Genomic DNA, 19,129 nt, shown 5'->3' on the forward strand with positions numbered 1-19,129 from the left:
CGGGTCACGTCGCGGCCTTGACGGCCGTCGGTCCCGAACGGGGCGAGGAGGACGTCGCGTTGATCGACTTCGCCCCGCCATGGCAAGGTGTTCGCTCTTGCGTTCTGCGAACAGATTTTCGTACGGGGGATTCTCATGGCTGTCACGGTGCCGGACTGGGCCGACACATTGCTGGATCTGGTGGGGGTGAACTGGCCCAACGTCGACGAGGACGCCTACCGGGAGATGGCGGACGCGCTGCGGGAGTTCGCGGACGACCTCGCCGACGACGGCCAGCTCGCCAACAACCACGTGGAGCGCCTGCTGTCGTCGGGTCACGGCGAGGCCATGGACGCGCTCAACGAGCACTGGGGCAAGGTCAAGGGCAAGCACCTCAAGGACATGGTGTCCGCCGCCCGCACGATCGCGGGCGCGCTCGACATGGCGGCGGACGCGATCGCGGCCATGAAGTGGAAGGCCGTCGCCGAGCTCGGGATCCTCGCCGGGCAGACCGGGCTCGCCATGGCACTGATCCCGGTGACCGGCGGCCTGTCCGCCCTGCTCGGCGCCGGAGCGATCGCGTTCACGAAGAAGCAGCTGCTCAAGCTGATCACGGGCGCGATGGAGGAGGCCGTCGGCCACATCGTCGGAGTGATGACCGAGCCCGCCGTGGCGGCGCTGGAGAACATGGCGGCGGACCTGGTGGTCCAGGTGAGCATGGACGCCCTGGGCGTCCAGAACGGTGTGGACCTCGACCAGACCGAGCAGGCCGGAAAGGACGGCTTCGGCGAGGGTGTGCAGGGCGCCAAGGAGGGCCTGAACCTCGCCTCCGCCGGAGGCGGCAGCGATGGCGGTGGCGGCGCGGCCCCCGGGGGCAAGGGCTTCCACATCGAACACGAGGAGCACGACAACGCCGGCACGAAGCTCAACGGCGTCAGCGTCGGCATCCACGGCAAGACCGCCGGCAAGCTGACCAGGGCGAAGACGGCGCAGGGCCGCAACAAGGGCCGCGACGACATCGCCGACGCCCTCGATCCCGTCATCGAGAAGGCCATGGGCGCCCTCGTGAAGTCCGCCAGGACCATGGGCGACCACATCGGTGAGACCCTGCCCAAGGCCGTGAAGCAGATATCCAGGGACCACAGGAGCAACGACGACGACACCCGCGCACGCCTCGCCCGCGAGCGCAAGGACGACGACGATCGCGGGAGCAAGGACGGCGCGGGCAACGGGTCGAACGGCAAGGGGTCCCGCGCCGACGGGCGCTCCGGGCCGGACCCCCTGAAGAACAGCGCGTCCGACCCTCGGGGCAGGAGCGTCGAGATGGGTGACCGCACCTGCGAGGGCGACCCCGTCGACATCGCGTCGGGCGAGATGACGCTGGAGCAGGTCGATCTCTCCCTGGCCGGCGCCCTGCCGATGGTCCTGCGGCGCACCCACCTGTCGACCTACCGCTACGGCCACTGGTTCGGCCCCGGCTGGGCCTCCACCCTCGACGAGCGGCTGGAGCTCGACGCCTCGGACAGGGGCGCGTTCTGGGCCCGCGAGGACGGATCGGTCCTCTGGTTCCCCGCGCTCCCCGAGCCGGGCTCCACGGACACGGTCCTTCCGGTGGAGGGTCCCCGGCTGACGCTCCGCCACGGCGGCCAGGAGGACGCGGAGCACACGTACGTCGTCACGGATCCGCGCAGCGGTGTGACCCGCACCTTCACGGGAAGCCCCTACTACGCGTCCCCCGCGTACTGGCTGACCGCGATCGAGGACCGCACCCGCAACCGGATCACCATCAGCCGGCGGGGCGACGGCACCCCCACCGCCGTGTCCCACTCAGGCGGCTACCTGGCCACGCTCATGTCCGGGGACGGCAGGCTGCGCGAGCTCGCCCTCCGCACGCCCGACGGTCCTCGGACCGTGATGCGCTACGGCTACGACGAGCTGGGCCGCCTCACCGAGGTCGTCAACTCCTCCGACCTGCCGATGCGGTTCACCTACGACCCGGACGGTCGCGTCACCTCGTGGACCGACCGCAAGGGCTCCACCTTCCGGTACGTGTACGACGCCCAGGGCAGGGTGGACCGCACCATCGGCCCGGACGGCTACCTGTCGTCGACGTTCGCGTACGACGTCCATCCCACGACCGGCGACCGGATCACCCGCTTCACGGACTCCACCGGCGCGTCGAAGCTCTACGTCCTCAACAGCCGCCTCCAGGTCCTGTCCGTGACGGACCCGCTGGGCGGCACGGTCAGCCAGACGTGGGACCGCCACGACCGGCTGCGGTCGCGCACCGACCCGGCCGGGCGCACCACCACGTACGCCTACGACGACCGCGGCAACCTCACCGGCGTCGTGCACCCGGACGGCGGCTCGGGCGTCATCCGGTACAACGACCTGAACCAGATCACGGTCGTCACCGGCCCGGACGGTTCGGTGTCCCGGCAGGAGTACGACGAGGACGGCAACCCGGTCCTCTTCACCCGCCCCGACGGCACCACGACCCGGCTCACCCATGACGCCCGGGGCCGCCTCACCGGGGTCGACGACTCACTCGGCGCCGTGGACCGGGTGGAGAACGACGCGGCGGGGCTCCCGCTCGCGGTGCGCGGCCAGCACGGCGGCGTCACCCGTTTCGTCCGCGACGCCTTCGGCCGGCCCGTGCGGATCACCGATGCCGACGGCGGCAGCACGGAACTGGAGTGGACCGTCGAGGGCCGGCTCGCCCGACGGACCGACCCCGACGGCTCCACCCGGTCCTGGGCGTACGACGGCGAGGGCAACTGCGTCCTGCACACCGACGCCATGGGCGGCGAGACCCGCTTCGAGTACACCCACTTCGACCTGGTCACCGCCCGGACGACACCGGACGGGGCACGCCACGAGTTCGCGCACGACACCGAGCTCCGGGTCACCCGCGTCACGAACCCGCAGGGGCTCACCTGGTCCTACAGCTACGACCGGACCGGGCTGCTCACCGCCGAGACGGACTTCGACGGACGCACCCTCACGTACACGCACGACGCCCTGGGACGGCTCGCCTCGCGGACCAACGGGACGGGACAGACGGTCCGTTACGAGCGGGACGCCGACGGACGGCTCCTCCTGAAGGACTCCGACGGGGCGGTGACGCGCTTCTCCTACGACGCCCGGGGCCACCTGGCCGGTGCGAGCGGCCCCGACACCGAGCTGACGTACGTGCGTGACCTCGCGGGCCGGGTGCTCCAGGAGGCGGTCGACGGCCGGACGCTGACCCGCGCGTACGACGGGGCGGGCCGCCGCGTCCTTCGCACCACGCCGTCCGGGGCCGTCAGCTCCTGGACGTACACGGGCGACTCCTCCGCCCGCCTCGACGCCTCGGGACACCCGATCGACTTCGAGTTCGGCGCGTCCGGCCGGGAGATCACCCGCCGCGTCGGAGCCGCTCTCACCATCGACCACGCCTACGACGCCATGGGCCGCGTCACCGGCCAGCACGTTCGCGCCGCCGGGGACCGGACCGTCCAGCAGCGCGCGTACACCTACCGCCCGGACGGTCACCTCACCGCCGTCGACGACCGTCTGGCCGGCCCGCGGCGGTTCGAGCTGACCGGAGAGGGACGGGTCACCGGCGTCACGGCCGAGCGGTGGACCGAGAGGTACGCCTACGACGAGGCCGGCAACCAGACGCACGCCTCCTGGCCCGGCGCCGGCACGGCCGTGGGCGCCCGCGAGTACGCGGGCACCCGCATCGGCCGTGCCGGGGCGATCCGCTACACGCACGACGCGCAGGGCCGGGTCGTGCTGCGGCAGAAGACCCGCCTCTCCCGCAAGCCGGACACCTGGCGCTACGACTGGGACGCCGAGGACCGGCTGGTGGCCGTCACCACCCCCGACGGCGTCCGCTGGCGGTACCGGTACGACGCGCTGGGCCGCCGCGTGGCCAAGCGGCGCCTCGCGGACGACGGGGTCACCGTCGTCGAGGAGACGCTGTTCACCTGGGACGGCGACGTGCTCTGCGAACAGTCGACCCGCACACCGGGCACGGCGGACCGGGTCGTCCTCACCTGGGACCACGACGGCCTCACGCCCGTCTCCCAGCTGGAGCGCAGGTTGCTCGGCGACGAGGAGGTCGACCGCCGCTTCTTCGCGATCGTCACGGACCTGGTCGGTACCCCCAGCGAACTCGTCGACGAGTCGGGCGCCGTCGCCTGGCGCGGCCGCTCCGCTCTCTGGGGCACCACCTCCTGGAACCGGGACGCGACGGCGTTCACCCCGCTGCGCTTCCCCGGCCAGTACTTCGACGCCGAGTCCCAGCTCCACTACAACCGCTATCGCCACTACGACCCCGCCTCGGGTCGCTACATCTCCCCGGACCCCCTGGGCCTCGCGCCGGCGCCGAACTCGGTGGCGTACGTGGAGAACCCGACGCGCTGGATCGACCCGATGGGGCTGGCGAGGGAGGAGGTGGAGACGGGGTGCCCGCACCGCAGGAAGGGCGAGCACCCGCACAGTGTGGTGCTGGGAATCGAGGACCACAGCGAAGCCCTCGTCGACCACCTGCGCGGCCGCAAGGACAACCCGGACCCCGGGGCCCACACCTACAACGGACCCCCGTACGGAGACGTCGTGGACGGAGTGCCGGTGTGGATGTCCAACGTCATGAACTCCGTCGCGGACAAGAACACCACGCTGTCGGTCACCCTCGACGGAATGCTGAACAGCAAGGGAGAGCGCGGCAACTGGAGCACGCCGGCCGACATCGTCGACGCCTTCCGGACAGCGGTCCAGCAGGGTTCCCCGTTCACGACCGCCGACGGGAACCGGCCCGTGTACGGAAACGGGACCGCCTGGGAGATGAGCGTGGTCGCGCGGAACGTGGTCGTATACGAGGGAGAGCTCAACATCTACAACGAGCCGGACCCGGACGGGCGGTCGTGGGACGACATCCACTGGTACACCCGCGACGAGGAGACGGACGGCGCGTACAAGCGGGTCGACGTCCCGAAGCCCGACATCCCCGAGATCGACCCGCACGTAGCCGTGAAGAAGAACAAGTGATGGTGGAGCAGATGAACAGCGAACCCCCGCGTGAGGCGTCGGAGACCGTGGCCGCGGAGTGGCGGAAAGTCCTGGCCATGAGCGAGAGGCGCATCGACCCCGCGATGCCGCGCGCGGCCCACGCGCACCCCGCACTGCGGGAGTTGTTCCCCATGGTCAGCCACGGAGCCCTGTACTTCAGCCGGTGCACCCAGTACCCGTGGACCCATGACGTCCCCACCCTCTTTCCCCGTCCCGGCGGGTTCCACGTGTTCCGGCACTCCGACCAGAGCGTGATCGGCGAACCGGACACCGTGGAGGAGGCCGTGGAACTCGTCGTGGCCAACCTGCCCGCCGGCTGCGGACCCGCCGTCGACGGCACCCCGGACGACCTGTGACGGACCCCGGGAACGCCCGCGCCGCTCCCTCGCCCTGAGGGACGGGGCCGGCGGACGGCCTGACCGCCGCGCCCCGCCGGTTCCGCGGGGCGCGGCGGTCAGGGGCGCTCGGGCCCGGCTCTCAGACGACCGGCGGAGCGCCGAGCATCGCCGAGGCGTGCTGGAGCGGGTCGACGGCGCGGGCGGGGGCGGCGGCCTGGGGAGGAAGGCTCCGGCAGGTGAAGCCGAGCTTGGCCATCGCACGGACGACTTCACCGGCGCTGAAGTCGCGGCGGTCCTGGCGCGTGATGATCTGGCCGACCTGCATGACGGGGTAGGTGCGGCGGCCGATGATCACGGACTCGCCGACGACCTCCTCGGGCTTGACGCCCTGCATGGCCTCCAGGACACCACTCTTGGTGAGGTCGAACGGGAAGCGGGCGATGACACAGCGCATGATGCCTCACAGGGAGAGAAGGGAAGGGTTCTGCCGCCGTGGGGCGGTTCAGCGGGCGGGACCGGCGAACGGTGGGAACGGCCCCGGGTCACCGAGGATGTCGCGCAGCCGGAGCCGGTCCGTGTAGGCGGATCCGGCGCGGACGGCGGTGAGCCGGGCCAGCGTGACCAGCCCGGTGCACAGGCCGTCGATGTCGCGGACGAGCAGCTGCCCGGTCCGGGCTCCGGCCATGACGGACAGGGCCACCTCGACGGTCATGTCGTCGCAGACCTGCGGTCCGGCCGGGTCCACGGCGTCGGCCACCGTCCCGTGCACGGGGATGGCCTGCGGGGAGCGGGGCTGTGTCTGGACCGGGGTCACGTCGTGCCTCCTGCGGAGATGGGTCGGCTTCCTGATCTCGTACGGCTCGGGCCGCCGCCGGTCCCGTACGGCTCGGGCCGTACGGGACCGCGTACCGATCAGGCCGCCGCGTCGGTGGCCGGGCGGCGTCCGCCCGCGCGCCGGGCGGCCGAAGCGGTGCCGCGCCGGCCGCGCGAGGTCGTGCCGCGCTGGCGCCGCTCGGCGGCGGGTGCGGTGATCGTCACCGGAATGCCGGAGGGGGTCCGCGCGCCGGTGATCCGGGCGAGCGCCTCCTCGCCGGAGCGGACCTGGGTGGTCCGGGGCACGATGCCGGCGGCCGCCATGAGGCGGGTCATGTCGCGGCGCTGGTTGGCGGTGACCAGCGTGACGACGCTGCCGGACTCGCCGGCCCGCGCGGTACGGCCGCCGCGGTGGAGGTAGTCCTTGTGGTCGGTCGGCGGGTCCACGTTGACGACGAGGTCGAGGTTGTCGACGTGGATGCCGCGGGCGGCGACGTTCGTCGCGACCAGGACGGTGACGTGCCCGGTCTTGAACCGGGCGAGGGTGCGGGTGCGCTGCGGCTGCGACTTCCCGCCGTGCAGGGCGGCGGCCCGGACACCGCAGTTGAGGAGGTCCTCGGTGAGACGGTCCACCGCGTGCTTGGTGTCCAGGAACATGATCACGCGGCCGTCGCGCGCCGCGATCTCCGTCGTCAGCCGCTGCTTGTCGGCACCGTGCACGTGCAGGACGTGGTGCTCCATGGTGGTGACCGCGCCCTGCGAGGGGTCCACGGAGTGGACGACGGGGTCGGTGAGGTAGCGGCGGACCAGGAGGTCGACGTTGCGGTCCAGGGTCGCGGAGAACAGCATGCGCTGACCCTCGGGGCGGACCTGGTTCAGGAGCGCGGTGACCTGGGGCATGAAGCCCATGTCGGCCATCTGGTCGGCCTCGTCCAGGACGGTGATGCCGACCTGGTTCAGCCGGCAGTCGCCGCGGTCGATGAGGTCCTTGAGACGGCCGGGGGTGGCCACGACGACCTCGACGCCGCTCCGCAGCGCGTTCGCCTGCCGGCCGATCGGCATCCCGCCGACGACGGTGGCCAGGCGCAGCTTCACGGCGCGGGCGTACGGCGTGAGCGCGTCGGTGACCTGCTGGGCGAGTTCCCGGGTGGGGACCAGGACCAGCGCCAGCGGCTGACGGGGCTCGGCGAGCTGTCCTGCGGTGCGGGCCAGCAGGGCCAGGCCGAAGGCGAGGGTCTTGCCGGAGCCGGTGCGGCCGCGGCCCAGGACGTCGCGGCCCGCCAGGGAGTTCGGCAGCGTCGCGCCCTGGATGGGGAAGGGGACCGACACGCCCTGCGCGGTGAGCGCGGCCAGGAGTTCCCTGGACATGTCGAGGTCGGCGAACGCCTCGACGGCGGGCAGCGCCGGAGTGATCGTCTTCGGCAGGGCGAACTCGCCCTGTACGGCGGCGGGTCGCCGGCCGGAGCCGCCCGACCGGCTCGGACCTCCCGAGCGACTCGGCGCGGACGAACCGGAGCGGCCGCTCCGGGCCGAACCCGCGGCGGAGTCGTACGTGTGGCCGCCGGTGCGGCGACGGGAGCGGGAAGAACGGCCGTTCGTGCGTGTGGGGTTCATTCAGAACCTTCCTCGATACGGCACGCATCGAGGAATTCCCGCAGCGGAAGAGCAGCGCAGGGAATCACCGGAACGGGCCGAATGGAATGCGAAATGGAAACTGACCTGCGGTCGACTCTGTGCGAGTGCAGGCGATGAAAGGGATGCCGGTGATTCCCCGTGGATGAACCGGTCGGGAGAATACCTGCAGCTGGGGCCCGCACCCCGAGGGATGCGGGCCCCAGCTACGAAATACGCGTCGGTGTCGGACGGGAACGATGCTCTCGGCCGTCGGGCTCTTCTGGAAACCGAATACCGTGGCAATGGTCCGACGGGAATGACCGTCGGAGCTGAAAGAACGTTTCCAGTGGCTGACATCGCCGACAAAGGCGCTTGAAGTATGGGAGCCACGACTACTACTGAGGTCGACAGTAGCACGCCGCTTCGACCCGTGTGCGTTCCATAACTCCGCGCTGCTCCCCGGGGGGAGAACCCTCGCGCTCCGGGGCGGGAAGCCTCCCCGCGCCGCGTGGTGAATCCTCTGTTCGCCGTCGTAGATACCGGCCCGCCGGGAACGCGGGATGCGGGAGTACGGCCCGCCGGCGGCGCGGGGGTCGCGGGAGTACGGCCCGCGGGTCCGGACGCGGATCGGGGCCGCGCGGCTGTTGCCGCGCGACCCCGGTCACGTACACCTCGGATCCCGCCCGCGCCTCCGCGGAGCCCGCGGTTCGGCGGGCGGGGTCGGGAGAGGATCAGGCGGGGGTGATGTTCTCCGCCTGGGGGCCCTTCTGACCCTGGGTGACGTCGAACGTCACGGTCTGGCCCTCCTGGAGCTCACGGAAGCCGGTCGAGTTGATCGCCGAGTAGTGGGCGAAGACGTCCGGGCCGCCACCGTCCTGGGCGATGAAGCCGAAGCCCTTTTCCGCGTTGAACCACTTCACAGTTCCCGTAGCCATGTCTCATGCCTTCCAGTCGATGAACGCCTTCCACACCATGCGGAAGACGGAGGTGATCGCCCTGGTCCCTGCGGCACAGCACAGCAAAACGCCCACACCGAAGGCGTGAGCAAGGGGAACTTCCGAACCACGACAGCTGACCCAGACGCTACACGTCCGCACACGCTGTCACCAGAGGAAACGACCTTACGCGCCACACGTCCGAGTTGTGCGCGCCCGATCTGCCGGTATCCGGCGGGCGTGCACCTTCTCAGTCCCCGGTCTGCGGGCCGGCCGTGTCGGCGGCGCGGCGGTACTCGGCGTTGATGCGCTGGGCCTCTTCGAGCTGGTCCTCCAGGACGATGATGCGACAGGCGGCCTCGATCGGCGTGCCCTGGTCGACGAGTTCGCGGGCGCGGGCGGCGATGCGCAACTGGTAGCGGGAGTAGCGGCGGTGACCGCCCTCCGAGCGCAGCGGGGTGATCAGGCGGGCCTCGCCGATGGCCCGGAGGAAGCCCTGGGTGGTGCCGAGCATGTCGGCCGCCCGGCCCATCGTGTACGCGGGGTAGTCGTCGTCGTCGAGACGGCCGTACGGGTCGTCCGCTGTCATTTGCACCTCTTCTGTGAAACGCGGAGAGGGGTCCTGGTGCCGGTACGGCACCAGGACCCCGAAAAACTGCTCCACCCTCCGCCGGTGTCGAACCGGCCGAAGGCGCGGACCGCTCGCTGCGTCAGCGGCGGTACCCCTCATGGCGGCCCCTGATCACCGCGGGCCACCCGGTCCGGCCGTCAGTCCCGTCGCCGTCCTGCGAGATCCCTGGCTTCGACACTCCACCGCCGCACCGCACTGCGCGTACTCCCGGCCGGCGGTTCGTCCCCGCCGGACCTTGTTACTTCTCTGGGCTACGAGAAAAACCATAGTGACGCCGCCGACGAATGTCTACGACGGTCATGACAGGTTTTCGCGTGTCGAAGGGTGAGGTAACGGCCGTCGGCTACCCCTCGTCGGCGGCCGTCGACTCCCGCAGGCCGTCGGCGAGGGGGCGGACACCGGCGTCGGCGTCGGCCGCGTCGGCGAGGGCCTCCGCGGCGGCTTCCGCGGCCTGCGCCGCGTCGTCGGCGGCCTGGGCGGCCGCCCGGTCCTCCGAGGACGTCTCACGGGTGGCCGGCGACTGGGGCAGGACCTCGCCGAAGGCGCGCGACACGCCTTCGAGGGCGGAGGTGACCTCGCTGGGGATCACCCAGAAGGTGCTGCCCGCGCCCTGGGCGAGCTGCGGCAGCATCTGCATGTACTGGTAGGCGAGGAGCTTGGGGTCGGGGTCGTTGCGGTGCACGGCCTGGAACACCTCGTCGATGGCCCGGGACTGGCCCTCGGCCTTGAGGATCTCGGCGGTGCGGTTGCCCTCCGCCCGCAGGACGGCGGACTGCTTGTCGCCCTCGGCGGTGAGGATCTGCGACTGCCGCTGTCCTTCGGCCCCCAGGATCGCCGCCCGCTTGTCGCGCTCGGCGCGCATCTGCTTCTCCATCGCGTCCTTGATGGACTGCGGAGGGTCGATGGCCTTGATCTCCACGCGGTTGACCCTCAGCCCCCACTTGCCGGTGGCCTCGTCCAGTACGCCCCGGAGCTGGTTGTTGATGGTGTCGCGCGAGGTGAGGGTCTTCTCCAGGTCCATGGAGCCCACGACGTTGCGCAGGGTGGTGACGGTGAGCTGTTCGACGCCCTGGAGGAAGTCGGCGATCTCGTAGGCGGCCGCCCGTGGGTCCGTGACCTGGAAGTACAGGACGGTGTCGATCTCGACGACCAGGTTGTCCTCGGTGATGACCGGTTGCGGCTTGAACGACACGACCTGTTCGCGCAGGTCGATCACCGGATAGACCCGGTCGACGTACGGGATGACGAGGTTGAGACCCGGCCTCAGGGTGCGGCGGTAGCGGCCGAGGCGCTCGACGTTGCGGGCGCGCGCCTGGGGCACGATGCGTACCGCCCGCATCACGGTGAAGACGGCGATGAGCGCGACGATCAGGCCGGCGATGAGCAGCGCCGAGAATTCCATGGCTCACTCCCGGGGGTAGACGAGGGCGGTGGCGCCGCTGATCTCCATGACCTCGACCGTCGTTCCCGGAGGGATCACCAGCGTCTCGTCATAGGCGCGGGCCGTCCATTCCTCGCCGCCGATGCGGACCCTGCCGCCCAGGCCCGAGACCTCCGAGACGACGTACGCGGCCCTGCCGACCAGCGCGTCCACGCCGAACCGCTCGGCCTGGGGCTTGAGCAGGTGGCGCACCGCGAGGGGGCGTACGAAGACCACGCTGACCACGGCGACGACGGTGAACACCAGGAACTGTAGGGGCGTCGGAAGGCCGGCCGCGGCGAACCCCGCGGTGACCAGCGCGGCCGCGCTCAGCATGCCCAGCGCGGCGGTGAGGGTGAGCAGTTCGGCTATCGCCAGTAGCCCTGCGACGCTCAACCAGATCAGCCATGGATCCATTGCGTCCTCCTGGCCGGTTCGGCGGCGGAGGTGGTTCGGGCGACGAATTCGCCCCATATCGTAATTCTAGGGCTTCTCCGGAATTACGGTCTTGAGGGTGGGCGGCCGGCCGCCCACCCGGGAGACGGACCCGGGCGATCGGGCGGGGCCCGATCGCCACGGCGCCTCCTAGGCCACCGGAGCCTTCTCGGGCACCACCGCGACGGCGGGCCCGGGGGTGGCCGGTGCCGGTGCCGGGGCCGTACGGGGTGCCTGCGCGCCCCGGAGACCGAGCCCCGCTATGGCCGCGACCAGGGCGAAGGCCGTGGCCCCGATCCAGAAGGTGAGGGTGAAGCCGGATTCGGCGGGGAGCGGCGGGGCTCCGGCGGGAAGGTGGTCGAGGGTCCGAGAGGCCAGGATCGTGGTGACGACCGCGCTGCCGATCGCGCTGCCGGTGGAGCGGGAGATGGAGTTGATGCCGTTGGCGATGCCGCTCTGGTGGTGCGGGACGCTCGCCATGATGACGGCCGGCATGGCCGCGTATCCGAAGCTGACAGCCGCTCCGACCACGACTCCGGCGCCGATCACCGAGGCGGTGTGGCCGTGGTCGAGGCCGAGCCAGGCGAAGCCGACGGCACCGAGGCCGGCGGCGAGGGCGAGGGCTGTACGGGGGCCGCGGTGCCGGACCAGCTGGCCGCCGATCGGGGAGGCGAGGAGGGAGACGATCGCGCCGGGCAGCAGGAACTGGACGGAGGCGCGCAGGATCGACGCGTCGAAGCCGTAGCCGGTGAGGGCCTCGGGCATCTGGACGAGGTAGGAGACGCCCAGGAAGTTCGCGAACATGCCGAAGCCGACGAGGACGCCGGCCAGGTTGGCCATGAGCACGGGGCGGTGGACGAACATCCTCATGTCGACGAGGGGTTCGCGGACCTTGCGTTCGACGAGGACCCAGACGACGGTCATGACGGCCGCGCCGGCGAAGGCGCCGAGCGTGCGGGCGGAGGTCCAGCCCCATTCGTGGCCCTGCGAGATGGGCAGCAGGAGCAGCAGCAGCGCGAGGCCGAGGGTGAGCGCGCCGAGGAGGTCGGTGCGGCCGCCGGTCTTGTGGCGGGTCGCGGGGACGAGGAGGACGACGGCGAGCAGGGCGAGCGCGGCGAAGCCGGTCGCCATCCAGAAGGCGCTGCGGTAGTCGGCGTCGGAGCCGGAGGTGAGCAGGCCGGTGGCGACGAGCGCGAGGCCGCTGCCGAAGGCGAGGGTGCCGCTGACCAGGGACATCGCGCCGGGCAGCTTCTGCGGACGGACCTCTTCGCGTAGGACGGACAGGGCCAGCGGGAAGATCGCGGTGGCGGCGCCCTGGAGGACGCGGCCCAGGATCAGCAGGGGCAGCGAGGTCGCGAGGGCGGCGACGACGGAACCGGCGACCATGACGCCGAGCACGGCGACGAGCGTGGGCTTCTTGCCGTGCTGGTCGCCGAAGCGGCCGAGGAGCGGGGTGAAGACGGCGGCGGAGAGCAGCGTCGCGGTGGTCACCCAGCTGACGTCGGCGGTCGAGGTGCCGAGGTCGGCGCGGATGAGGCCGAGGATCGGGACCGGCAGGGTCTGCATCATCGAGACGACCATGGCCGCGAGGCTCAGGGCGAAGACGATGCGCGTCTCGCGCCGGGGGTCGGCGGTGGGCGGCGCGGGGGTGTGACTCATGGCAGGGGAGGCCTTTTCCGTGCCTGAGGCGTCGGGGCTTCCCGGGGAACGCCGGAGCGCCAGAGCTTCAGGCCGTCGATGTTTGATGTCATCAAGTACTTCGACGAAGGTAGGCCTCGATAGTTGAGAGGGTCAAGTAATGCCAAGTAAACAATTGATAATGTCAAGTGTTCTCAGTAGGCTCGAACCATGAGCGCGACGACCCCCGAGACCCCCACCAAGCTCCAGCTCCTGGAGCTCCTCGCCGCCATCGGCACGGCCCAGTGGCGCGACTTCGCGGCCGCCGCCGCCCACCACGGTCTGACCTCCACCCAGGCCAAGGTCCTCGCCCAGCTCGACGGTCCGCTGCCCATGCGCGCCCTCGCCACCCTGCTGGTGTGCGACGCGTCCAACGTCACCGGCATCGTCGACCGCCTCGAAGCCCGCTCCCTGGTCCGCCGCGAGCCCTCCCCCGCCGACCGGCGCGTCAAGAACGTCGCGGCCACCGACGAGGGCCGCGAGGTCATCCGCCGCGTCCGCGAGGAGATGCAGGCCACCAGCGGAGCGCTCGACACGCTCGACGCGGACGAGAGCGCGGCTCTCTACGGCCTGCTCGCCCGGCTGCGCCCGGGCATGGAGAAGAACGCCTGACCGGCGACCCGCCGGCCGTCGGTGTCAGGGGCTCGTCGTCGAGACCGCGTACACCCGGGGGAAGGCGGGGTCGGTGAGGTCGACGGTGAGGTCCGTCGTCGGGCGCGGCGCCTCGCGCCTCACCGTGGTGCCCACCCAGTTCATGCCCTCCACGAAGGTCCAGCCGGCGATCTCGGCGTCGCGTTCGCCGACGGTGACCCGGCCCGGCGCGAGGGCGGCCCGGCCGGTGCCGGACTCGGCGAGGAAGGTGTCGAGGCCGGTGGCGGTCGTCGTGAACTGCACGTACAGCCGGCTCGTCTTCCAGTTGCTGGTCTCGTAGTAGGCCACGTCCCAGGCCCCGCCCGGGACCGGGACCTCGAAGACCCGGCGCTTCATCAGCGACGGCCAGTTGTCCTGGAGACCGGCCGCCGAGGACTCGCGCTCCTTGTCGCGCCCGCTGTCACGGCTCTGCCCCGCGGAGATGACGAGGTACCCGGCCGGGATGCCCACGAGCAGCACGATGATGACGGCCGTCAGCCAGCGGCGGCGGATCATGTGCCGCCGGTCCTCGGGCAGCTTGTCCTGCGGGGTGCGCGGAGGGGTGGTCTGGTGGGGCACGGTCATGAAGGAGGGTCCTCGGGGGTACGGGGGGCCCGGCCCGAGGTCCCGCTGCGCAGGGCCTGGGCGTAGCGCTCGTACCGTTCGTACCGCTCCACCCGGCGCCGGTTGGCGCGGCGGAAGCGGCGGGCGACGAGCCGGGCGAGGTCGGCGGCGCCGACCATCCCGGCCTCGGGGCCGAGCTGGGCGCGGGTGATGCGGGCCTCGGGGCGGTAGCCGCGGCCGGTGAGATGGCGGCGGAAGGCGTCCCGCGCGGGGCCGATGAGGAGGTCGTCGGCGGCCGAGACGCCGCCGCCGATGACGAAGCAGGAGGGGTCGAGGGCGGCGGCGAGATTGGCGATGCCGACGCCGAGCCACTGGCCGATGTCCTGGAGCAGCTCGACGCACATGGCGTCGCCCTCACGGGCGAGCTCGGTGATGAGCGGTCCGGTGATCTCGGGGACGTTGCCCTTGACCCGCTCGATGATGTTGTACGCCACCGGGGAGTCGGCGGCGGCCAGCTCGCGGGCCTCGCGGACCAGGGCGTTGCCCGAGCTGTACTGCTCCCAGCAGCCGCGGTTGCCGCAGGGGCAGCGGTGTCCGCCGGGGACGACCTGCATGTGGCCGAACTCGCCGGCCACCCCGTACTTGCCGCGCTTGACCTGGCCGCCCTCCAGGATGGCGCCGCCGATGCCCGTACCGAGGGTGATCATGACGAGGTGGTCCTCGCCGCGACCGGCGCCGAAGCGCCACTCGGCCCAGGCGGCGGTGTTCGCGTCGTTGTCGACCATGACGGGGACGGCGAGGCGGCCCTGGAGGGCGTCGCGGAGGGGCTCGTTGCGCCAGGCGAGGTGCGGGGCGAAGAGCACCGTGGCGCGCTCGGCGTCGACCCAGCCGGCCGCGCCGATGCCGACGGCGTGCACGTCGTGCCGGTCGGAGAGGTCCAGGACCAGTTCGACGATGGTGTCCTCGACGACCTTGGGGCTCTTGGACTTGTCCGGGGTCTCCGTGCGGAGCTTCTCCAGGATGTTGCCGTCGGCGTCGACGACACCGGCCATCACCTTCGTACCGCCGATGTCGATGCCGACGGTCGGCACGCGGGGCGCCGTCAGGTGGGAGCGCCGCTCCCGGGTGCCGACGGTCCGCAGCACGGTGCCTCGGGCGGAGCCCCGGTGCGCGAGATCACGGTAGGTACTCATCGGCTCCGATTCTGCCAGGTGGGGTGTGAAGGGGCCGTCACATCGGGGAGGGCGCGGTCACGTCGCGGAGGGCCGCTCCAGTTCGTGGCGGAGGTCCTCCAGCTCCGTGCCGCCGGCCATCTGCCGGGTCAACTCGTCGAGCGTGATGGAGCCCTTGGTGTGGCTGCCGGCCATCACGCCGCGCTTGAGGAGGACGAACCGGTCGCCGACGAGGTAGGCGTGGTGCGGGTTGTGGGTGATGAGGACCACGCCGAGGCCCTGGTCGCGGGCGGCGGCCACGTACTTCAGGACGACGCCGGACTGCTTGACGCCGAGCGCGGCGGTCGGCTCGTCGAGGACGAGGACCTTGGCGCCGAAGTGGACGGCGCGGGCGATGGCCACGCACTGCCGCTCGCCGCCGGAGAGGGTGCCGATCGGCTGGTCGACGTCGCGCAGGTCGATCCCCATGCGGAGCAGCGCCTCGCGGGTGGTCGACCGCATCAGGCCGACGTCGAGCCGCTTGAAGGGGCCGGAGCCCCTGGTCGGCTCGGAGCCCAGGAAGAAGTTCCGCCAGACCGGCATGAGCGGGACCACGGCGAGGTCCTGGTAGACGGTGGCGATGCCCCGGTCGAGGGCGTCGCGCGGGTTGGCGAGGGTGACCTCCTCGCCCTCGATGCGGAAGGTGCCGGCGTCGTGCTGGTGCAGACCGGCGACGATCTTGATGAGGGTGGACTTGCCGGCGCCGTTGTCGCCGAGGACGCAGGAGATCTCGCCGGAGCGGACCTCCAGGGAGACCCCTTCGAGGGCGCGGATGTTGCCGTAGTACTTGCTGACGTCGTCGAGCTCGACCAGCGGCGTGGTCCCGTTCGTCACTTGGTGGCCTCCACGCGCTTGCGGATCCAGGCGTTCAGCAGGGTCGCCAGGAGGAGCATCGCTCCCAGGAAGAACTTGAACCAGTCCGGGTTCCACTCGGCGTACACGATGCCCTTGCTGGTCATGCCGAAGATGAGGGCGCCGACGGCCGAGCCGATGGCGGAGCCGTATCCGCCGGTGATCAGACAGCCGCCGATGACGGCCGCGATGATGTAGATGAGCTCGTTGCCGACGCCTTCGCCCGACTGGACGACGTCGAAGGAGAAGAGCAGGTGCTGGCCGGAGATCCAGGCGCAGAACGCCACGCCCATGTAGAGGCCGATCTTCGTCCGGTAGACGGGGACGCCGACCGCGCGGGCCGCGTCGGAGCCGCCGCCGACCGCGAAGATCCAGTTGCCGAAGCGGGTCCGGAGCAGGATCCAGGTGGCGAGCGCGACGAGGCCGAACCACCACAGGATGGTGACCTTGAACTCGACGCCGCCGATGGTCAGCTGCGAGGCGAAGAGCTTGCGGGCGGAGGAGAAGCCCTCCATGTCGGCGATGGTCTTGGTGGAGACGGTGCCGCTGATCAACTTGGTGAGGCCCAGGTTCAGGCCGGTCAGCATGAGGAAGGTGCCGAGCGTGATGATGAAGCTGGGCAGTTTGGTGCGGGTCAGCATGAAGCCGTTGAAGACGCCGATCGCCAGGGTGACCAGCAGCGAGACGCCGACGCCTACCCAGACGTTGGCCGTCATCTGGTAGCTGAACATCGACGAGATCAGGGCCGAGCTGGTGACCATGACACCGGCGGACAGGTCGAACTCGCCGCCGATCATCAGGAGCGCGACGGGGACCGCCATGATGCCGATGGTGGAGGCCGCGTAGAGCACGGTCCCGAGGCTGGAGGCCTTCAGGAAGCTGTCGGCGACCACCGCGAAGAAGACGAAGACGGCGATCGCGCCGACGACCGAGCCGAGCTCGGGGCGGGCGAGGAGCTTCTTCAGCGGGGTGGTGCGCAGCAGCCGCTCGTCGACGTGGTCGATGCCGGACGGCCCGGACGCCGGCGCGGTGGAACTCATCGGGTGCCACGCTCCGCGTACTCGACGAGCTTCGCGGCGTCGTCCTTGGTGATGATCTGGGGGCCGGTGAGGACGGGCCTGCCGCCGCCGAGGACGTTGGCGTTGTAGCGGTAGAGCCAGATCAGGTCGACGGCCTCGTACCCCTGGAGGTAGGGCTGCTGGTCGACGGCGAAGCCGAGGGTGCCGGCCTGGAGGGCGGTCGCGACCTTGGCGTTGAGGTCGAAGGTGTCGATCTCGGCCTTGCTCCCGGCGCTCTTCGCGGCCTGGACGGCGGCGTCGGCGAAGGGGGCGCCGAGGGTGACGACGGCGTCCACGTCCTTGTCGGACTGGAGCTTGGCCTCGATGGACGCCTTCACGTCGGGCATGTTGGTGCCGTCGACGTAGAGGTTGACCAGCTCGCCGCCGAAGGTCTTCCTGGTGCCCGCGCAGCGCTGCTCGTGGCCGATGTTGCCCTGCTCGTGCAGGACGCAGAGCGCCTTCTTCTTGCCCCGCTTGTCGAGCTCCTCGCCGACGGCCTCGCCGGCGACGGTCTCGTCCTGGCCGATGTGGGTGAGCGCCCCGTACGCCTTGGACTGGGCGGCGCCCGAGTTCACGGTGATCACCGGGATGCCCGCCTTGACGGCCTTCTCGACGGCGGCCTTCATGGCGTCGGGCTTCGCGAGCGTGACGATCAGACCGTCGACGCCCTTGGCGACGTACGAGTCGATCAGCTGCGCCTGCTGCTGGGCCTCGTCGCTGTGGGCGTAGAGGAAGTTGATGTTGTCCTTGGCGGCGGCCTGCTTGGCGCCCTTCTGGACGATGTCCCAGAAGGTGTCGCCGTCACCCGAGTGGGTCACCATCGCGACGGTCCAGCGGGGGGTGTCGACGGCCGCCCTGCCCTGGGCCTCGGCGGCCTTGCGGGCGTCCTCCGCCCGCTTCCCGCCGGTGCTGCTGCACCCGGCGAGCGCCGCGGTGAGCGCGAGCGCGAGCACGGCGCCGACAGCGGCGCGTACCCCTCCTGTCCGAAGCCTGGTCACGAGGCCGTGCCCTCCTTTGTGTCCTTTGCGTGCATTGCAGTCGTGCATTGCAGTATCGGTCATGCGGGTCGTGGCGCTCGCCGGGGGGCCGGTGTCCGGCCGCTCCGCCGGTGTGCCCCGGTTACGGACGGACCATCAGCTGGAACTCGAAGGAGTAGCGGGTGGCCCGGTAGAGGTGGGAGCCGTACTCGACGGCGCGGCCGGTGTCGTCGAGGGTGACGCGCTCCATCGTCAGGAGCGGGGCGCCCTCCGGTTCGTCGAGCAGGGCGGCCTCCTCGGCGGTGGCGGCGCGGGCGCCGACGGCCTGGCGGGCGCTGTGCAGGGTGAGCGCGGCGGTGCGGAGCAGCCGGTAGAGGCCGGTGGTCTCCAGGGCCGCGGTGTCCGGGTCGACGAGTCCGGCGGGCAGGTGGTTGCGCAGGTACGCCATGGGCTCGCCGTGCGCGGTGCGGAGCCGTTCGAGGTAGTGGACCTCGCTGCCCTCGGGTACGCGCAGGGCGGCCGCGACCGGGCCGGTGGCGGGTTCGGTCCGGTTGACCAGGACGCGGGTGGCGGGGAGTTGTCCGGCGGCGTCCAGGTCGTCGTAGAGGCTGCTGAGCTCCAGCGGGCGGCGGACGGTGCTGTGCACGACCTGGGTGCCGACGCCCCGGCGGCGGACCAGGAGGCCCTTGTCGACGAGGGTCTGGATGGCCTGGCGGACGGTGGGGCGGGAGAGACCGAGCCGGGTGGCGAGGTCGATCTCGTTGCCGAGGAGGGTGCCCGGGGTCAGCGTCCCGTTCTCCACGGCGCTCTCCAGCTGCTGGGCCAGCTGGAAGTAGAGCGGGACCGGGCTGGTGCGGTCCACGGAGAGCGGGGGCAGGGGGGAGCCGGACTGCTTGGACACGGGGGGAGCGTAGCCCGGTGCGTGGATGACGGGAAGTCG

Annotated in this window: 16 protein-coding genes and 1 pseudogene; 3 read left to right on the forward strand and 14 right to left on the reverse strand. The window is 71.3% G+C overall.

All coding sequences use genetic code 11. The features are described from left to right. Positions 1–135 precede the first annotated feature (135 nt). Positions 136–5,013: an RHS repeat-associated core domain-containing protein gene (locus ABT129_RS26305; protein ID WP_351906366.1), complete on the forward strand. Its 4,878-nt coding sequence runs from the start codon at positions 136–138 to the stop codon at positions 5,011–5,013. After that, on the forward strand, positions 5,013–5,390 hold the full coding sequence (locus tag ABT129_RS26310) for a DUF6193 family natural product biosynthesis protein (RefSeq protein ID WP_351906369.1): 378 nt from the start codon (positions 5,013–5,015) through the stop codon (positions 5,388–5,390). The genes ABT129_RS26305 and ABT129_RS26310 overlap by 1 nt, the downstream gene beginning before the upstream one ends. A gap of 121 nt (positions 5,391–5,511) precedes the next feature. On the opposite strand, the gene ABT129_RS26315 is transcribed toward ABT129_RS26310, so the two are convergent. The 8 genes and pseudogenes from ABT129_RS26315 to ABT129_RS26350 all read right to left on the reverse strand — a co-directional run bounded on the left by ABT129_RS26315 (position 5,512) and on the right by ABT129_RS26350 (position 12,879). Continuing rightward, positions 5,512–5,826: an SCO5918 family protein gene (locus tag ABT129_RS26315; protein ID WP_351906372.1), complete on the reverse strand. Its 315-nt coding sequence runs from the start codon at positions 5,824–5,826 to the stop codon at positions 5,512–5,514. Between the two features lie 75 nt (positions 5,827–5,901). Next, a pseudogene (locus tag ABT129_RS26320) lies at positions 5,902–6,186 on the reverse strand (CBS domain-containing protein); the annotation flags it as partial. A 98-nt stretch (positions 6,187–6,284) separates the two neighbouring features. After that, the gene (locus ABT129_RS26325) at positions 6,285–7,799 is read right to left on the reverse strand and encodes a DEAD/DEAH box helicase (protein WP_351906375.1); all 1,515 of its coding nucleotides are present in this window, start codon (positions 7,797–7,799) and stop codon (positions 6,285–6,287) included. Between the two features lie 731 nt (positions 7,800–8,530). Then, complete coding sequence (locus ABT129_RS26330; RefSeq protein ID WP_351906378.1) at positions 8,531–8,734, reverse strand: cold-shock protein; 204 nt, start codon at positions 8,732–8,734, stop codon at positions 8,531–8,533. Between the two features lie 250 nt (positions 8,735–8,984). Further along, on the reverse strand, positions 8,985–9,323 hold the full coding sequence (locus tag ABT129_RS26335) for a MerR family transcriptional regulator (RefSeq protein ID WP_351906381.1): 339 nt from the start codon (positions 9,321–9,323) through the stop codon (positions 8,985–8,987). Between the two features lie 385 nt (positions 9,324–9,708). Next, on the reverse strand, positions 9,709–10,767 hold the full coding sequence (locus ABT129_RS26340; RefSeq protein ID WP_351906384.1) for an SPFH domain-containing protein: 1,059 nt from the start codon (positions 10,765–10,767) through the stop codon (positions 9,709–9,711). Between the two features lie 3 nt (positions 10,768–10,770). Beyond that, positions 10,771–11,202: an NfeD family protein gene (locus ABT129_RS26345; RefSeq protein WP_351906387.1), complete on the reverse strand. Its 432-nt coding sequence runs from the start codon at positions 11,200–11,202 to the stop codon at positions 10,771–10,773. A gap of 168 nt (positions 11,203–11,370) precedes the next feature. Then, positions 11,371–12,879, reverse strand: coding sequence for an MFS transporter (locus ABT129_RS26350; protein ID WP_351906390.1), 1,509 nt, complete (start codon positions 12,877–12,879; stop codon positions 11,371–11,373). Positions 12,880–13,068: 189 nt separating this feature from the next. Between ABT129_RS26350 and ABT129_RS26355 the strand changes: the two genes are divergently transcribed. Next, positions 13,069–13,509: a MarR family winged helix-turn-helix transcriptional regulator gene (locus tag ABT129_RS26355; protein WP_351906393.1), complete on the forward strand. Its 441-nt coding sequence runs from the start codon at positions 13,069–13,071 to the stop codon at positions 13,507–13,509. Positions 13,510–13,533: 24 nt separating this feature from the next. Here ABT129_RS26355 and ABT129_RS26360 read toward each other — a convergent pair whose 3' ends face one another. The 6 genes from ABT129_RS26360 to ABT129_RS26385 form a co-directional block, all read right to left on the reverse strand. Then, a complete protein-coding gene (locus ABT129_RS26360; protein ID WP_351906396.1) occupies positions 13,534–14,112 on the reverse strand; it encodes a hypothetical protein in 579 nt (192 codons plus the stop codon). Further along, positions 14,109–15,284 (reverse strand): ROK family glucokinase, encoded by a 1,176-nt coding sequence (locus ABT129_RS26365; RefSeq protein ID WP_351906399.1) that lies wholly within the window; start codon positions 15,282–15,284, stop codon positions 14,109–14,111. Before ABT129_RS26365 ends, ABT129_RS26360 begins: the two co-directional genes overlap by 4 nt. Positions 15,285–15,341: 57 nt before the next feature. Continuing rightward, entirely contained in the window at positions 15,342–16,136 is a 795-nt protein-coding gene (locus tag ABT129_RS26370; RefSeq protein ID WP_351906402.1) for an ATP-binding cassette domain-containing protein, read from the reverse strand. Continuing rightward, positions 16,133–17,194 (reverse strand): ABC transporter permease, encoded by a 1,062-nt coding sequence (locus tag ABT129_RS26375; RefSeq protein WP_351906405.1) that lies wholly within the window; start codon positions 17,192–17,194, stop codon positions 16,133–16,135. Before ABT129_RS26375 ends, ABT129_RS26370 begins: the two co-directional genes overlap by 4 nt. After that, on the reverse strand, positions 17,191–18,210 hold the full coding sequence (locus ABT129_RS26380) for a sugar ABC transporter substrate-binding protein (protein ID WP_351906408.1): 1,020 nt from the start codon (positions 18,208–18,210) through the stop codon (positions 17,191–17,193). Before ABT129_RS26380 ends, ABT129_RS26375 begins: the two co-directional genes overlap by 4 nt. A gap of 121 nt (positions 18,211–18,331) precedes the next feature. Beyond that, on the reverse strand, positions 18,332–19,051 hold the full coding sequence (locus ABT129_RS26385; RefSeq protein ID WP_351906449.1) for a GntR family transcriptional regulator: 720 nt from the start codon (positions 19,049–19,051) through the stop codon (positions 18,332–18,334). Between the last annotated feature and the right edge of the window lie 78 nt (positions 19,052–19,129).

Origin of the sequence: Streptomyces sp. NPDC002057 (genome assembly GCF_040296665.1) — a bacterium.
Lineage (GTDB): Bacteria > Actinomycetota > Actinomycetes > Streptomycetales > Streptomycetaceae > Streptomyces.

Coding starts and splice junctions, on each gene's coding strand:
- ABT129_RS26305 (WP_351906366.1), top strand. CDS start 136: ATGGCTGTCACGGTGCCGGACTGGGCCGACACATTGCTGGATCTGGTG.
- ABT129_RS26310 (WP_351906369.1), top strand. CDS start 5,013: ATGGTGGAGCAGATGAACAGCGAACCCCCGCGTGAGGCGTCGGAGACC.
- ABT129_RS26315 (WP_351906372.1), bottom strand. CDS start 5,826: ATGCGCTGTGTCATCGCCCGCTTCCCGTTCGACCTCACCAAGAGTGGT.
- ABT129_RS26325 (WP_351906375.1), bottom strand. CDS start 7,799: ATGAACCCCACACGCACGAACGGCCGTTCTTCCCGCTCCCGTCGCCGC.
- ABT129_RS26330 (WP_351906378.1), bottom strand. CDS start 8,734: ATGGCTACGGGAACTGTGAAGTGGTTCAACGCGGAAAAGGGCTTCGGC.
- ABT129_RS26335 (WP_351906381.1), bottom strand. CDS start 9,323: ATGACAGCGGACGACCCGTACGGCCGTCTCGACGACGACGACTACCCC.
- ABT129_RS26340 (WP_351906384.1), bottom strand. CDS start 10,767: ATGGAATTCTCGGCGCTGCTCATCGCCGGCCTGATCGTCGCGCTCATC.
- ABT129_RS26345 (WP_351906387.1), bottom strand. CDS start 11,202: ATGGATCCATGGCTGATCTGGTTGAGCGTCGCAGGGCTACTGGCGATA.
- ABT129_RS26350 (WP_351906390.1), bottom strand. CDS start 12,879: ATGAGTCACACCCCCGCGCCGCCCACCGCCGACCCCCGGCGCGAGACG.
- ABT129_RS26355 (WP_351906393.1), top strand. CDS start 13,069: ATGAGCGCGACGACCCCCGAGACCCCCACCAAGCTCCAGCTCCTGGAG.
- ABT129_RS26360 (WP_351906396.1), bottom strand. CDS start 14,112: ATGACCGTGCCCCACCAGACCACCCCTCCGCGCACCCCGCAGGACAAG.
- ABT129_RS26365 (WP_351906399.1), bottom strand. CDS start 15,284: ATGAGTACCTACCGTGATCTCGCGCACCGGGGCTCCGCCCGAGGCACC.
- ABT129_RS26375 (WP_351906405.1), bottom strand. CDS start 17,194: ATGAGTTCCACCGCGCCGGCGTCCGGGCCGTCCGGCATCGACCACGTC.